The 16344-nt window shown below is 46.8% G+C and carries 14 protein-coding genes; 12 read left to right on the plus strand and 2 right to left on the minus strand.

The annotated features are described in order from the left end of the window. Nucleotides 1-137 precede the first annotated feature (137 nt). The 8 genes from NIASO_RS09285 to NIASO_RS09320 all read left to right on the plus strand — a co-directional run bounded on the left by NIASO_RS09285 (nt 138) and on the right by NIASO_RS09320 (nt 7736). Nucleotides 138-920, plus strand: a complete 783-nt coding sequence (locus NIASO_RS09285) for an enoyl-CoA hydratase/isomerase family protein (RefSeq protein WP_008584103.1) — start codon at nt 138-140, stop codon at nt 918-920. Next, a complete protein-coding gene (locus NIASO_RS09290; protein WP_008584101.1) occupies nt 917-2908 on the plus strand; it encodes an acetyl/propionyl/methylcrotonyl-CoA carboxylase subunit alpha in 1992 nt (663 codons plus the stop codon). Before NIASO_RS09285 ends, NIASO_RS09290 begins: the two co-directional genes overlap by 4 nt. Nucleotides 2909-3047: 139 nt before the next feature. Next, on the plus strand, nt 3048-4193 hold the full coding sequence (locus NIASO_RS09295; protein WP_008584098.1) for an acyl-CoA dehydrogenase family protein: 1146 nt from the start codon (nt 3048-3050) through the stop codon (nt 4191-4193). Between the two features lie 74 nt (nt 4194-4267). Then, nucleotides 4268-4648, plus strand: a complete 381-nt coding sequence (locus tag NIASO_RS09300) for a four helix bundle protein (protein WP_008584097.1) — start codon at nt 4268-4270, stop codon at nt 4646-4648. Between the two features lie 27 nt (nt 4649-4675). Next, a complete protein-coding gene (locus NIASO_RS09305; RefSeq protein ID WP_008584095.1) occupies nt 4676-5542 on the plus strand; it encodes a beta/alpha barrel domain-containing protein in 867 nt (288 codons plus the stop codon). A gap of 31 nt (nt 5543-5573) precedes the next feature. Then, nucleotides 5574-6170, plus strand: a complete 597-nt coding sequence (locus tag NIASO_RS09310) for a DUF6992 family protein (protein WP_008584093.1) — start codon at nt 5574-5576, stop codon at nt 6168-6170. A gap of 126 nt (nt 6171-6296) precedes the next feature. Then, entirely contained in the window at nt 6297-6986 is a 690-nt protein-coding gene (locus tag NIASO_RS09315; RefSeq protein ID WP_008584091.1) for a CoA transferase subunit A, read from the plus strand. Between the two features lie 87 nt (nt 6987-7073). After that, on the plus strand, nt 7074-7736 hold the full coding sequence (locus NIASO_RS09320; RefSeq protein WP_008584089.1) for a CoA transferase subunit B: 663 nt from the start codon (nt 7074-7076) through the stop codon (nt 7734-7736). A 30-nt stretch (nt 7737-7766) separates the two neighbouring features. Here the strand turns inward: NIASO_RS09320 and NIASO_RS09325 are convergent, their stop codons facing one another. Beyond that, entirely contained in the window at nt 7767-9188 is a 1422-nt protein-coding gene (locus tag NIASO_RS09325) for a glycoside hydrolase family 125 protein (RefSeq protein WP_008584087.1), read from the minus strand. A gap of 410 nt (nt 9189-9598) precedes the next feature. Here NIASO_RS09325 and NIASO_RS09330 point away from each other — a divergent pair, with 410 nt between their 5' ends. Continuing rightward, nucleotides 9599-9811 (plus strand): putative signal transducing protein, encoded by a 213-nt coding sequence (locus NIASO_RS09330; RefSeq protein ID WP_008584085.1) that lies wholly within the window; start codon nt 9599-9601, stop codon nt 9809-9811. Nucleotides 9812-10106: 295 nt separating this feature from the next. Here the strand turns inward: NIASO_RS09330 and NIASO_RS20200 are convergent, their stop codons facing one another. Continuing rightward, on the minus strand, nt 10107-10262 hold the full coding sequence (locus NIASO_RS20200) for a hypothetical protein (RefSeq protein WP_157547223.1): 156 nt from the start codon (nt 10260-10262) through the stop codon (nt 10107-10109). Nucleotides 10263-10557: 295 nt separating this feature from the next. On the opposite strand from NIASO_RS20200, the gene NIASO_RS09340 reads away from it, so the two are divergent. From NIASO_RS09340 to NIASO_RS09350, 3 genes are read left to right on the plus strand one after another with little or no spacing between them, the layout of a single operon-like run. After that, nucleotides 10558-11685, plus strand: a complete 1128-nt coding sequence (locus tag NIASO_RS09340; protein WP_008584081.1) for an efflux RND transporter periplasmic adaptor subunit — start codon at nt 10558-10560, stop codon at nt 11683-11685. Between the two features lie 48 nt (nt 11686-11733). Beyond that, complete coding sequence (locus tag NIASO_RS09345; RefSeq protein WP_008584080.1) at nt 11734-14898, plus strand: efflux RND transporter permease subunit; 3165 nt, start codon at nt 11734-11736, stop codon at nt 14896-14898. Then, a complete protein-coding gene (locus tag NIASO_RS09350) occupies nt 14888-16336 on the plus strand; it encodes a TolC family protein (protein ID WP_008584077.1) in 1449 nt (482 codons plus the stop codon). Before NIASO_RS09345 ends, NIASO_RS09350 begins: the two co-directional genes overlap by 11 nt. Nucleotides 16337-16344: the final 8 nt, after the last annotated feature.

A 16344-nucleotide genomic window follows, 5' to 3' on the forward strand; every position in this document is an offset into this window, starting at 1 on the left:
CGCACTCGTCAGCGGCAGAATATGGATCAGCCCGCAGATGACGCGGATTGAACGCAGATCAATTCTAATTATTTCTGCGTAGATCAGCAAAAAAAATCGCCGGGATCTGCGGGAAAATAAATACTAAACTTTAAACATTGAACTATACAACAATCGAAATAGACCAGCAGCCTCTCATCGCCACCATCTGGCTGAACCGGCCGGAAGTGCGGAACGCATTTAACGAAACGATGATCGCGGAACTGACGGGTGCCTTTACCACTCTTAGCGCGTTAGAGGGCGTGCGGGTGATCCTATTACGCGGACGCGGCACAATCTTCTGCGCCGGTGCCGACCTGAACTGGATGAAGCAAGCCGCACAATATAGTTACGAACAAAATCTGAAGGAAAGCGGGCAGTTGGCACAATGTTTTAAAACGATTTACGATTCGCCCAAACCCACTATCGCCGTGGTGCAGGGCGCGGCAATGGGTGGCGCCAACGGCCTGCTGGCGGCTTGTGATTTCGCGTATGCAACGGATGAAACGGTACTGGCTTTTTCGGAAGTAAAGATCGGATTGATCCCCGCCACCATCGCCCCGTATATTTTAAAACGCATCGGCGAATCCAAAACAAGAGAGCTGATGCTGACCGGCAAAAAAATAAAAGGCGTGGAAGCCGCTCGGTTAGGGCTGGTCAATCAATCAGCCCCGGAAGCAGAACTGGGAGCCCTGGTGGAGGCAACGATCAGCGAACTGCTGACTGCCGGACCGGCGTCTGTAGCACAGTGTAAGACCTTGCTGGCGGAACTTTCAGCAAAGCCACTAGATACAGCGATCTCTTACACTACAGAACTGATCGCACAGGCAAGAGTGTCGCCGGAAGGACAGGAAGGCATGAAGGCATTTTTGGAAAAAAGAAAACCCGATTGGATTAAATGAACAAAATTCTTATCGCAAACAGGGGCGAAATAGCCGCCCGTATTATCCGCACTGCAAAAAAAATGCGGATCAAAACCGTGCTGGTCTGTGCACCACAGGATGCGGGTGCTGCTTATTTAAAAGAAGCAGACGAGACCGTTTTATTACCGGGCGTGGGTCTATCTGACACTTATCTGAATATAGACGCAATCATTGCCACAGCCAAAGCTACTAATGCCAATGCGGTGCATCCCGGGTATGGATTCCTTTCTGAAAACGCATTATTCGCCAAGGCTTGTCGGGATAACGGGATCACTTTTATTGGTCCAACGCCAGAGGCAATAGAAGCCATGGGCAATAAGATAGCAGCGCGCGCTGTTGCAACAAAAGCCGGCGTGCCGGTTACACAAGGCATTACCGGTACAGTGGAAGAACTGTTGCAGCAGTATCACAGGATTCCTTTTCCGATTCTTATAAAAGCGGCCGCAGGCGGTGGTGGTAAAGGAATGCGCGTGGTACAAAATGATTCCGGAATAAAAGAGGCACTGGAAGCAACCGCCCGCGAAGCGAAAAATTATTTTGGCGATGATACCGTGTACATCGAAAAGTATATCGAAAATCCAAGGCATATAGAAGTACAGATACTGGGCGACTCTTTTGGAAATATGATCCACCTGTATGAACGTGAATGCACCTTACAAAGACGGCATCAAAAGATCGTTGAAGAAGCAGGCTCTCCTACGCTGACGCCTGAAGTAAGGGAACAGATCTGCGCAGCCGCGGTGCAACTGGCGGCATCTATCGGCTATCAGAATGCAGGCACGCTGGAATTTTTAGTGACCGCAGACCTGAGTTTTTATTTCCTGGAGATGAATACCCGCATCCAGGTAGAGCACCCGGTTACGGAACTAACCACGGGTATTGATATTGTGGAGCAACAGATCCGCATTGCACGGGGCGAACAATTGGCGATACAACAAAAGGACATCCGGCAAAAGGGTCATGCCATCGAGTGCCGTATCTATGCGGAAGATCCGGAGCAACAGTTTTTGCCTTCGCCAGGTAGAATGTCCTTTTATAAAGAGCCTTACGGAGAAAACATCCGTATAGATGGCATGCTGTTACAAAGCGGGGATATTATTTCCGGTGATTTTGATCCGATGATCTGTAAGTTGATCACTTATGGTGCCGACCGTGAAGCGGCACGCAAAAAAATGATCGAGGCACTGAGCCACTATTTCATTTATGGCATCAGGAACAATAGCAATTTTTTGCGAAGATTGGTGCAACATCCGGATTTTATCGAAAACAACATATCTACAAAATATATTGATACCCACCTGAATGATCTGCTCAGCCATTTTAAAAAAGAGCAGGAAAAGGAAAACAGCCTGATCCCTTTGTCTGCCGCACTGGTATTCAGTTTCAAAACCAAACACCCGGATGCAAAAGATATCTGGCAACAGATCGGCTACTGGAGAAATGTGCCCCTGTTGGAACTGAACCTATCGAACCAAGCTGTTAGCCTGGGTATTAAAACCAACGCCTACCCTTTTGTACAATTTGAGCACGCAGGCATCCTTTACAATGCTCAACTGGAAAACCAGGACGGTCGTCAATACACCATCCGGCTGAACGATTCCATTTACCCCGTCACCATTTTTGAAGACCAGCCGGGGAACTATATCGTCCGGTATAGTGGGTTTGATTTTACGATCCGGCGGAATGACATCCTGCATAGCGCTGCCGACACTATTGCACCAGCAGCCGCGGTTACATCAAAAACAGGAGCCATCACAGCCCCCATGCCGGGCAAAGTGATCAAAGTGGCAGTGAAAGAAGGCGCCAGTGTTAAAAAAGGCGATTTGTTACTGATCGTTGAAGCGATGAAGATGGAGAATAATATTCTAAGTCCGCAGGATGGAAGGGTAAAAAAAATGAATGTAAAAGAAAATGATAAGGTGACTACTAATATGGGGTTGGTGGAGCTGGATTTCTCAAAAGAGTGATCAAGAAGTCGCGCACTAATGATTGGCCGGGAAACCGAAAAGGCGGAAAGATTTTGGTTTTCGATTAGGTTCCCGTCATAACGACTTCCCGGCCCAAAAAACTTTTTTTAGTCGCCCTTGGTAATAAAAATTTAAGCTAATGGATTTCAACTTAGGTCAGGAACATGAAATGCTCCGGCACATGGTCCGCGAATTTGCAGAAAAAATAATAAAGCCCATTGCACCGGAGCTGGATGAAAAGGAGACCTTTTCTGAGGAGCTTACGCATAAAATGGGTGAACTGGGCCTGCTGGGCATTTACCTTCCTCAAAAATATGGCGGAGCCGGTATGGACTACCTTGCCTATATTATTGCCGTAGAAGAAATAGCCCGTGTGGATGGTTCGCAGGCGGCAACACTGGCCGCACATAACTCACTGGGCATCGGGCCCATTTATAATTATGGAACGGAAGAACAAAAATTAAAATACCTGCCGCCGCTTTGCACCGGAGCTGCGCTTTGGTCTTTTGGTCTGACTGAACCCGGAGCGGGCAGTGATTCGCGCGCTTCAAAAACGACCGCAAAAACGGTGGGCGACCAATGGGTCATTAACGGCAGTAAAATATTCATCACCAACGGCTCCGTAGCCCTTAACCGGGGCACTACGGTGCAAGCCGTAACCAATGAGGTCAACGGCAGAAAGGAGTTCACCACAATTATTGTTGAAAAAGACACACCGGGCTTTACCCAACAGGCGATGCATGGCAAAATGATGTGGCGGGCCAGTGATACCGCTCAACTATTTTTCGATGATTGCCGGGTACCCAAAAACAATACACTGGGACCGGTAGGGGAAGGCTCAAAAATCATGCTGCGCACATTGGATGCAGGCCGGTTAAGTATTGCCGCCATGGGCTTGGGTTGCGCGCAGGGCGCTTTTGAAATGGCTATGACCTATGCGCAGGAGCGGCAGCAGTTTGGAAGCCCTATCTCAAAATTTCAAAACACGCAATTTAAACTGGCGGATATGGCAATGAAAATTGAGCTGGCACGTACGTTCCTGTACAAAGCCTGCTGGTTAAAAGACACCAGTCAATCCTTTACCAAGGAAGCAGCGATGGCCAAACTGTATTGTTCGGAGATAGCGAAAGAAGTAGCCGATACTGCCGTTCAGATACACGGGGGCTATGGACTGATGAAAGAATACAATATCGAGCGGTTTTACAGGGACCAGCGTTTATTACAGATTGGTGAAGGCACATCGGAGGTACAGCACATGGTGATTGCGAAGCATATTGGATTATAGTTCATAGCCAATGGGGCATAGTTCATAGCAAAATCGACGTGTTTAACTATTCACTGTAATCATATAAAAATGGAATGAAAAAGCTAACCTTAAATTTGATTAATATGTCGTTTCGTTTTGAAGATCTAAATGTCTGGCACAGAGCGGTTGATTTATCTAATGAAATCAATACGCTTGTAAAATCTTTCCCTGAAGATGAAAGGTACAGCTTATGCAAACAGATGATGCGTTCGGCTGATTCTGTTGTATTAAACATTGCTGAAGGATCAACCGGGCAATCAATCCCTGAGTATAAACGGTTTCTTAATATTGCATTGCGATCTGCAATTGAAATTGTAGCCGCGCTTTTTCTTGCAAGAAAAAGAGTCTATATAAAAGAAGTAATTTTTAAAAAGTATTATGAAGAATACGAGGTTCTTTGTAAAATGATTACAAAGCTTCGTAATACACTATAACCACGTATAAACCATGAACTATTAGCCATGAACTATGAACTAAAAATAACCGAATGTCCGCGCGATGCGCAACAGGGGCTTCCCTATAGCATTCCGCCCCAACAACGGGCTGCATATATTAACCGGCTGCTACAGGCGGGGTTTGATGTGATCGATTTCGGGAGCTTTGTATCGCCAAAGGCAGTACCGCAAATGGCGGAACCGGATAAAGTATTGACATTGATCGACAAAGAAAACACGAATACAAAATTACTGGCGATCGTGGGCAATGCCCGGGGCGCAGCGGAAGCGGCCAACCAGGATAAAGTAGACATTATCGGTTTCCCCTATTCGATCTCCAATACCTTTTTGCAAAAAAATATTCATTCGGATGCTTCGGCTGTTTTGCATACACTGAATGAAATTACCGATATTGCTTCCCGCTCCGGCAAAGCGCTCCGGGTATACATCAGCATGGCGTTTGGTAATCCTTATGGCGATGAATGGTCGGAGTTTATTTTGCAGGATGCGGCGTACCTTCTCGCCAATAAAGGCGTGCAAACGATCACCTTATCGGATACAACCGGGTTGGGCAGCCCGGAATCCATTTATAAAATATTTACCACCCTGCTGCCGCGTTTTCCAAAAGTAGAATTGGGCTTACACCTTCATACCCTGCCGCAGGAAGCCTATGCAAAAATTGATGCGGCATGGAAAGCCGGCTGCCGCAGCTTCGACGGGGTGATCAATGGTTTTGGTGGCTGTCCGCTCACAGGCTACGAATTATTGGGTAATGTAAACACATTGGAATTGTTGCGGTATTGCCGGGAGCAAAACATACCCACCGGATTGGATGTTAAGCGCGTTCAACAGATCGCGACCGACTATCCCGATTTTGCTTTATTGAGATCGTAGAATGCAGTAACTTACAGACAAACCGGCCGTCATGAAATTTTTTCTTATTGTTTTCCTGATCTTTTGTTCCTGTGGCTCTCAGGCGCAGCAAAGGGATACACTGAATATTGAGGGGTTACATCAGCAAAGAATTGAAACGAACCGAAAAGGCATGTGGGTGTTAACAGGTTGGGGCGCATTGAATATGGGCAGCGGCATTATCGGTGCCTTAAGTACAAAAAATGCAGAGGTCAAAGCATTCCATACCATGAATGCGTTGTGGGGTGTGGTCAATACAGGCATTGGTGTTTTAGGATTACTACGCGCTCAAAAGGAAAAAAGATTATACTTTTCTGATGCTGATAAATACAAGGCCTATAAAAATTCAAAAAAATTATACCTCGTCAACGGCGGGCTGGATGTGTTGTATGTAGGAACCGGTTTGCTCTTAAGAGCAAAAGCTGGTCAGGCAAATAATCCTGCAAGGAACCGTGGTTTTGGTAATTCACTGATCGTTCAGGGCGCCGGACTGTTATTGTTTGATGCCACCATGTATCTCAGTCATCAAAAGCAGCACCGTTACTGGAAAAAAGCAGCACCGGAATTTGCTGTTACAGAAAATGGTTTAGGACTCGTTTATCATTTATAAAAAGCAGAAGCATTAAAAAAACTTTTGGGCCGGGAAAGCGGTAAGACGGTCAATCAGGGGTAAAGGAAAAATAAAAATCTTCCCGTTTTCCCGGCTTCCCGGCTAGCATAAAAACAGACCATCAATATGAATAAAGTAGTAGCCAATGCAACAGAAGCTATTGAAGGCATCAAAGACGGTATGACACTGATGCTGGGCGGCTTTGGATTGTGCGGCATCCCGGAAAACTGTATCAGAGCATTAACTCAAACGGCTGTAAAAGATCTTACCTGCATTTCCAACAATGCGGGGGTGGATGATTTTGGTCTGGGGCTTTTACTCCGAAACAAACAAATCAGGAAAATGATCTCCTCCTATGTAGGAGAAAACGCAGAGTTTGAGCGACAGTTATTACATGGAGAACTGGAAGTGGAGTTGAATCCCCAGGGCACGCTGGCCGAACGCTGCCGGGCGGGTGGCGCGGGCATTCCCGCCTTTTACGTTCCTGCGGGTTATGGTACGGAAGTAGCCAATGGAAAAGAAGTCAGGGAATTTAACGGAAAGCCCCATCTGCTGGAATATGCGCTGATAGCTGATTTCGCCATTGTAAAAGCCTGGAAAGGCGATACGCACGGCAATCTTATCTATAAAGAAACGGCGGCCAATTTTAATCACCCGATGGCAACCGCGGGCAATATCACCATTGCCGAGGTAGAAGAACTGGTTCCCGCAGGACAATTAAATCCCATGCAGATCCATACTCCGGGCATCTTCGTGAACCGGATCTTCCAGGGAGTGGATTATGAGAAACGGATAGAGCAGCTAACCGAGCGATAATTTGAAAGTGTGAAAATGTGGCAATTTGAAAATGCTGCATATTTCATTTTCAAATTTTCAAATTAGCTAATTTTCAAATTAATAACAATGGCCTTAACAAAAGAACAAATAGCACAACGCATTGCGCAGGAATTGCAGGACGGGTACTATGTAAATCTGGGCATTGGTATTCCCACCCTGGTGGCTAATTATATCCCGGAGGGGATGGAAGTAATATTACAATCCGAGAATGGTTTACTGGGCATGGGACCTTTTCCAAAAAAGGGAACAGCGGACCCGGATCTGATCAATGCAGGAAAACAAACGGTAACCATACTACCGGGTGGCGTATTCTTTGATTCGGCTACCAGCTTTGCCATGATCCGTGGCGGACACGTGGACCTTACCGTATTGGGCGCCTTTGAAGTCAGCGATACCGGCGACATCGCCAGTTGGAAAATCCCCGGCAAAATGGTCAAGGGTATGGGCGGCGCTATGGACCTGGTGGCCGCTGCAAAAAACATTATCGTAGCCATGCAGCACACCAGCAAGGACGGCAAATCAAAGCTGCTAAAAGCATGCACCCTGCCCCTCACCGGTGTAAACTGCATTAAAAAAATAGTGACCGACCTGGCGGTGCTGGAAATTACTAATGAGGGGTTTGTGTTACTGGAACGCGCGCCCGGCGTTTCTGTAGATCAGATAAAAAATGCGACAGAAGGGAGACTAGTAATAAAAGGAGCAATCCCCGAAATCACGTTTACAACATAATGAAGTACTCTTTCAACTAGATCAATCGGCCTACCCCAGCAGCCCCGGCTTTTCTTTGAACGTTTTCCAAAGCAATTCTCCAAACAGGGTATTAGACCAGGCAAACCATTTGCGGGTGAACTTTGTGGGATCGTCCTTATGAAAGGATTCATGCATAAAACCGGTGCCGCCATGGGTTTTTTGTAAGGTATCAATACACCACCTGATCTCTTTATCATCAGTCGACGTCAACGCTCGCATGGTGATGCTCATAGGCCAGATCATATCTTTTCCAATATGCGGTCCGCCGATACCTTCGGCCGCTGTTCCTTTAAAGAAAAACGGGTTCTCCGTTGACCATACATAATTGCGCGTCGTTTTATAAACAGGATCATCCCTACGGATCGCGCCCAGGTAAGGTAATCCCAGCAAGCTGGGCACATTTGCATCATCCATCAATACGTGGCTACCATAGGCATTGATCTCATAGGCATATAACTTTCCAAATTGCGGGTGACTGGTAACGGCATATTGTTTCAATGCCGCATCTACTTCATTGGCAAGTTTTAACAGCTCGGCAGCAAGCGCTGTATCCTTTGAAATGACTTTCACTATTTCAGAAGCCTGTTTCAAACTCACTACTGCAAACAGATTGGAGGGGATCAGGTAAGGAAAGATCGTGGCATCATCACTGGGGCGAAACATAGAGCAGATCAACCCAACAGGCTTTGCCGGATAACCGTATCCACCCATCGGCACCCCATCAGTAGCCCAGGAAGTCTTACGTTCAAATTTATACGGCCCGGCATTGTTCTTACGCTGCTGCTCCTTAAAGGTTTTTAAGGTACGGGCAATGCCTTCTTTCCAGCCGGTATCAAATGGAGCGGCATCTCCTGTTGTTTTCCAGAAATGATAGGCCAGTCGAATAGGATAACACAACGAATCGATCTCCCATTTCCGCTCATGAATACCGGGCTTCATATCGGTACTATCCGTCGCCTTCCACTCGCTCACTTTATTATCATCATTATAAAAAGCATTGGCATAAGGGTCTTTCAAAACAAAATGGGTTTGCTTCCGTATTACACCAGCAATCAATTTATGTAAGGCCGGATCCTGTTTTGAAAATTGCAGATAAGGAAACACCTGTGCAGAGCTATCCCTCAGCCACATGGCATCAATATCTCCCGTAATAACATAGGTATCCGGAACGCCGTTTTTCTCCTCATAAAAAACAGTTGTATCCAGCGTATTGGGAAAACAGTTGTTAAACAACCACCCCAGCTCTTTATTTTTTACATGTGACTGAAATTGTTTTATTGCGCTTTCAATCGCTTCACTTTTAAAATGCCGTTGATTGGCCGCAACACGTACTTCCGGAAAGTCAGTTGCCATCCGTCCAAAAGAAGCAGGCGCTGCTATAAGCCCTGCGCCCACTATTCCTGTATGCTGTAAAAAGGTCTTCCGGTTCATAGTTATTGCCTGTTGTATTAATGCTGTTTAAAATCGATTGTAAATCTAATTTTTTTCAGCAATATCCATATAAATTTTATATACCCGGCTGAGGAACATTTCCCAACATCCTTGCATCGCACTCTTGTACTGCATTACTTCTATTATCAGGGCGGACACATAAAATGAAATAATTGTCCATATGTTAATTTTTCAATACTTGTAATACTACTGTCGAATGCCATCCCGATAGAATTATCGGGACATGAATGTGCGCCAAAAGTGCACGATATTCACATCTGTTTTCTTTGAAAAAAGCACAACAGGCAAACCCTTCGTGTATTCGTGGCAGCCCTTTTTGATTTATGTCTCCTCTCTGACCTATCATCGGTGATCGGACCATTTATTGTAACTTTAATAAAACAATAGCCATGACGCATTTCAATCAGGAAGGAACCGTTGTTGTAAAAACCTATAATAATATGGCAGAAGCGCTGGCCGCAAAAGAGCTGCTGGAAGAAAACGGCATCCAGGCGATCGTCGAAGACCTGGATGTGATGGGCCTTTCGCCCCTGGCGGGCATAAAAATAAAAGTATTTTCCGGCGACGAGGAACAGGCCCGGCAACTTTTACAGCCTTCTTAAAAAAATAAAAGACCACCGGTCGTCTTTACCTTTTCATATATAGAGGAATGCAGGGGCATTGTATGCTGGCTTTAAAAAAATTCTGTTTTTACTCAACCTTTTTTAAAGAAAAGTGTCTTGTTGTGCAGCAACAGGTATTGTTTATGAGTTTTAAATAGTAACAGGACAACATTAAGAGTTTATTTAACATTTATTTTTTTTAGTTTTGCAACCATTCCGGCAGGATGGCTGTCAACTATACGGAACGGGTAAAACAGTAATGAGAAAAATAGCGCACATACTTGCTTTATTGATTCTATTTATCAGCAGCAGTGCTGATACTGTGCAAGCCCTGGTTCCCGCCGGGAATAATGCATACGTTTCCACTGTAAATGACCGGCAGCATCATAAGAATAATAACACCCAGGACCTGGGCAATGATCACATTATTACTAACCGGTTCTGCAGTCATTTTATTAACAAAACAGACTTATTTTCCCAAAGGAAATTTTATTCAATCCTTTCGCTGCCTGTTTTTGAACTCGTAGCGTTCCCATCCTGGAGCCATCTAAGCCCTGTATCCAAACAGTTACCCGGCTATGGCCACCTCTTCCTTTACTATCTCTTTTAACCTCCGGGCTATCGCCGTATCCCTCATCCGTTGCCTGTTGCCATAGCAGCCGGGCGGCATGCGTGTGTAGTTATACTACTACACCCTACATACTTTTCAAGTAGTCAAACCCTAATGCTTTTTAATTAAATTGAACATGATAAAAAATGCTGTTTTTTATGCGCTGGCTATTGCAGTCATTGTCAGCGCCTGCCAGGGCAATTCCCAGGAAAATCACACAATCGGTAAAAAAGAGTACCCCATCCTGACGGTTCATCCACGGGATACGACGCTTGCCATTCCTTATGTGGCCAATATACAGGCCGGTCGTAATATAGAACTGCGCCCCCGTATGGACGGGCTGCTGGATAAAATATATATACGGGAAGGGCAATACGTACACAAAGGACAACTGCTGTTCAAAATGAATGATAATGAACTGAGGATAGCGCTCAATAAAGCGGTGGCGGCATATAAAAGTGCCGTAGCCGATGCTAAAGTCGCCCAACTGGAAGTAGACCGGGTGCAAACACTGGTTAATAAAGAAGTGATCACAAAGCCGGAACTGGAACTGGCTATGGCCAAATATAAAGCCCTGCTGGCGAAGGCCGACATTGCCCTGGCAGATAAAAATGCCGTACAACAGCAGATTTCCTATACCCATATTACAGCTCCTTTTGATGGCATTGTAGACCGGATTCCGCTAAAAGAAGGCAGCCTTATTACCACCGGCTCATTGCTGACCACTATTTCTGACATCAGTACCGTGTATGCTTATTTTAATATTTCAGAAAATGAATATTTCCAAACACAACACAAAGGGAATCATGCGCTGCCTGCTGCCGCAATAAACCTGTTATTGCCGGACGGCTCCCGGTACCCCTATGAGGGAGCGCTGGAAGCCGCTGAAAGCGAAATCGACGAGAATACGGGAAATATCGCTTATAAAGCCCGGTTCATCAATCCGAAAAAAACATTGCGCCACGGGGCTTCCGGTAAACTGCTCATCACCCGTCCCCTGCAACATGTTATCCTGCTTCCGCAGAAAACCGTATTTGAGATACAGGATAAAAATTATGTTTTTGTGCTTGACAAAGACAATGTCGCACGCATGAAGAGCATCCAGGTAAATCAGCGGCTGGCCAATTATTATGTGGTTACAGGAGGATTGCATGCAAATGACCGCATCGTTTACGAAGGCATACAAACCATCCGTGAAGGAGAAAAAATCATTCCAAAAACGGATGCTAAAAACACAGCGCAGGACCAAACGCAGCGTATCTGATGCCCGCTACCAAAATCCTATTACTGATTTGCACAAACAGAAAAAATAATGGTTGAAACATTTATAAGAAGACCCGTGCTTTCACTGGTACTTTCGATTTTTATTACCCTGATCGGCGTATTGGCGCTCTTTAGTTTACCGATCACACAATTCCCGGACATCGTTCCTCCTTCTGTTGCAGTAACCGCCCGTTATACCGGCGCCAATGCAGAAGTATCTGTTGATGCCGTGGCCGTACCCCTGGAACGTGCCATCAACGGAGTGCCCGGGATGACTTATATGTCCACGGTGTCCGGCAATGACGGCGTTACCATGATCACTGTATATTTTAAGGTGGGCACCGATCCTGATGTGGCGGCCGTAAATGTACAGAACCGCGTAACTACCGTGCTTGATGAGTTGCCGGAAGAAGTGATCAAAGCGGGTGTAACCACCGAAAAAGAGGTAAACAGCATGCTGATGTACCTCAATGTTACCAGCACAGACACCACAGCCGATGAAGATTTCATTTACAATTTTACCGACATCAATATTCTTAAGGAATTAAAACGGATCGATGGCGTGGGCCGTGCTGAAATTATGGGATCAAAGGATTATGCCATGCGTGTTTGGCTGGATCCCGAAAAACTATTCGCCTACAATGTATCTACTGATGAGGTTATTGCTGCCCTGCGCAACCAGAACGTTTCTGCCGCACCCGGTAAGACCGGGGAAAGTTCCGGAAAAACCAGGAATGCCCTGCAATATGTGCTGCGGTATACAGGAAAATTTTCCGAACCCCGGCAATATGAAAACATTGCCATCCGCTCCAATAGTGATGGTTCCATCCTTAAGCTAAAGGATCTGGCAACCGTAGAATTCGGCGCAATGAGCTATAGTATGGCTTCTAAAAGTGATGGCAAGCCCGCGGCCTCTATTATGATCAAACAACGGCCCGGCTCCAATGCCAGCGAGGTTATTGAAAACATTAAACTAAAAATGGCGGAATTAAAGACCACTACCTTTCCGCCGGGTATGGATTACAGCATGGCCTATGATGTTTCCCGGTTCCTGGATGCTTCGATCAGCGCAGTGCTGCACACCCTTATAGAAGCCTTTATACTGGTAGCGCTTGTTGTTTTTATTTTCCTGCAGGACTGGCGTTCTACACTGATCCCCGTACTGGCCGTTCCCGTAGCCCTCGTGGGCACTCTTGCCTTTATGCTGCTCCTGGGCTTTTCCATTAACCTGCTTACGTTATTTGCCCTGGTGCTGGCTATCGGGATCGTGGTCGATAATGCCATTGTAGTGGTGGAAGCCGTACACGTAAAAATGACGGAAGACCATCTGCCCCCATTGGAAGCTACCATCGCCGCCATGAAAGAAATTACCGGTGCTATTATAGCCATCACGCTGGTAATGGCTGCTGTGTTTGTGCCTGTTGCTTTTCTAACGGGCCCGGTTGGTGTCTTTTACCGGCAGTTCTCACTAACACTCGCATTTGCCATCGTCATCTCCGGCATCAACGCCTTAACCCTTACGCCGGCGCTTTGTGCCCTGATGCTCAAACATACGGAGCCGCGGAAAAAAGGATGGATGGGCCGGTTCTTCAATTCCTTTAATAAGAGATTTGACAAAACCACCGGACAATACCGCGGCCTGCTCCGGAAAATAGCCGGCAGGCGCCTGGTTACGCTAGGTATGCTGGTGCTCTTTTTCCTGGCTACCTGGGGTACCGGCGCTGTATTACCGGGCGGATTTATACCTACGGAAGACCAGGGTATGATCTATGTAAATGTAACCACGCCGCAGGGAGCTACTGTAGAACGTACCGAGCAGGTGCTGGATAAACTCAATAACCTTACCCGTAACATTGAAGGGGTGGAAAGCGTTACCACGCTGGCAGGATACAGTCTTACCAATGAAATAGCCGGCGCTTCTTACGGAATGGCGATGATCAACCTGAAAGCCTGGGATCAACGCAGTAAAAGTGTAAACACGGTGATCAGGGAGATTGAGCAGCGCACGGCACAGCTCACGGATGCCAAAATAGAGGTTTTTGCCCCTCCTACCGTACCGGGATTCGGTAATACCAGCGGATTTGAATTGCGACTGCTGAACAGGGGAAGCGACAACATAACCGGAACCTCGGAGATCACCAAGGCCTTTGTAAAAGCTATTGACAGCACAAAAGAAGTAAACAACGTTTTTACCAGTTTTGACGCTTCTTTTCCCCAGTATCTTATTCATGTGGATTATGATATGGCAGCAAAGAAAAACGTGACCGTGGAAAATGCGATGAATACGTTGCAAACCCTGCTGGGCAGTTATTACGCTACCAACTTTATCCGGTTTAATCAGATGTACAAGGTAATGGTGCAGGCCGGGCCGCAGTTCCGCGCCGAACCGGCAGATGTACTGAACCAGTATGTGAAGAACAGCAAGGGGGAAATGGTTCCTTACTCTTCCTTTATACGTATGGAGCGGGTATATGGACCGGAACAACTGACGCGGTATAATATGTATACCTCGGCGATGATCAATGGGGAACCGGCACCGGGGTATAGCAGCAGCGATGCGATCAAAGCCGTGGAAAAAGTAGCGGCAGCAACCTTACCCCGCGGCTACGACTTTGACTGGAGCGGCATGACCCGCGAAGAAATTCTTTCCGGTAACCAGGCGGTATACATTTTTGCCCTTTGTTTATTGTTTGTATACCTGCTGCTTGCGGCGCAATATGAAAGTTTTCTACTCCCCTTACCCGTTATCCTGAGTTTGCCTGCAGGTATCTTCGGTTCTTTCCTGTTCCTGAAGCTGGCAGGCCTTGATAATAACATTTATGCCCAGGTAGCATTGGTAATGCTGATCGGTTTATTAGGTAAGAATGCAATATTGATTATTGAGTTTGCCATTCAGAGGAGGAAAGAAGGCTATTCTATACGGGCCGCTGCCATTGAAGGCGCCACACAGCGGCTACGGCCTATACTGATGACCTCTTTTGCCTTTGTGGCCGGACTGATACCGCTATGTATGGCAAGCGGGGCAGGTGCGGTCGGCAACCGTTCCATTGGTATTGCGGCGGCCGGAGGCATGCTGACCGGTACGGTGTTCGGACTGCTTATTATTCCCGGACTGTATGTACTTTTTGCCGCCCTTTCCGAAGGCCGTAAAAAGAAAGTAGTTGCCGTTCCCTTGCAGGTTTCTGAAATAAAAATTATTGAAAATGAAAATTAGATCCAATCCTATATACTTTTCCTTATTGGCTTTATCCGGCTTTACTATCGGCTGCAGTGTGCCCAGAACTACTGCTGTTAAACAGGCAACGGCGCTTCCGCAACAGTACACAGCGGCAATGACCGATAGCCTCACGGCAGCGCATTTAACTTTTAAAGATTTCTTTGGCGATCCTTATCTGACGGCATTGATCAAAAAAGTACTGGAGCATAATATAGAAAACCGGATTGCCGGTGAGCAGATAAAAATAGCGGCAGCCTACCTGGAAGCAAGAAAAGCGGCCCTGCTGCCTTCCGTTACAGCCGGCCTGCGCGGTTCCGGAACCCATTATGGTAAATACACCATGGAGGGAGTAGGCAATTTTGATACGAATCTTTCTTCAAATATTGACAGGGATCAGCAGATCCCCACCGCCGTTACGCCCGATTACTGGCTGGGACTGAGCACCTCCTGGGAAATCGATCTCTGGGGAAAACTGGGCAGCCTGCAAACAGCCGCGCGGGAGCGTTTCCTGGCCACCCGGCAGGGAAAAGACCTGTTATCGGCCACCCTGATCACCCATACAGCCACGCTTTACTATGAACTGGTAATGCTGGATAAAGAAACAGCCATCCTGGATAAGAACATCGAATTGCAGAAAAAGGCGCTTGAAATTATAAAGATCCATAAAGAAGTAGGAAGGGCAACGGAACTGGCCGTACAACAGTTTGCCGCCCAACTGGCCAATACCCGGGCAACGCGTTATGCCGTGCAACAGGACATTACTGCCACAGAAAATAAACTCCTGGAGCTTACCGGCGCTTACACCGGTACGGTGCCCCGCAGCACATCAATGGACATCCGCTCTATGTACTATCTGGCCCGCCAGGGGCATCCCCGGCAGTTATTGCAGTACCGGCCGGACATCAAAGCCGCCTACCACGAACTACAGGCCAGCCATGCAGATGCCCGTGCAGCCCGTGCAGCCTTTTTTCCTTCGGTCAACCTGTCGGCCACGGCAGGATTGCAATCTTTTAACATTACCAGGATCCTGGAACCGGCTTCTATTGCATCCGGTTTGATCGCAGGCCTGACAGCGCCTGTTTTCCAGAAAAGACAGTTAACGGCACAATTCAAAATTGCCAGCACCGGGCAGGAAATCGCTTTTCTGAGCTATCAGCAAACCGTAAACAAGGCCTTTCAGGAGGTAAAAACCTTATTGAGTTATATCGATAACAATGAAAAAATAATAACCGAAAAAAATAAAGAGGTAAAGGCCCTTAACAAGGGGGTTGAGGTGTCCAACGATCTGTACTTGACGGCCTATGCCTCCTACCTGGAGATCATTGCTGCCCAAAAGAGTAAGATCAGTGCAGACATGGACCTGCTTAAAGCAGAGCGCGACCAGGCACATGCCTTGATACAGCTCTATAAAGCCCTGGGAGGCGGTGCCGGTTAGGTCGACCT

It is taken from the genome of Niabella soli DSM 19437 (assembly GCF_000243115.2).
GTDB classification, from domain to species: Bacteria; Bacteroidota; Bacteroidia; order Chitinophagales; family Chitinophagaceae; genus Niabella; species Niabella soli.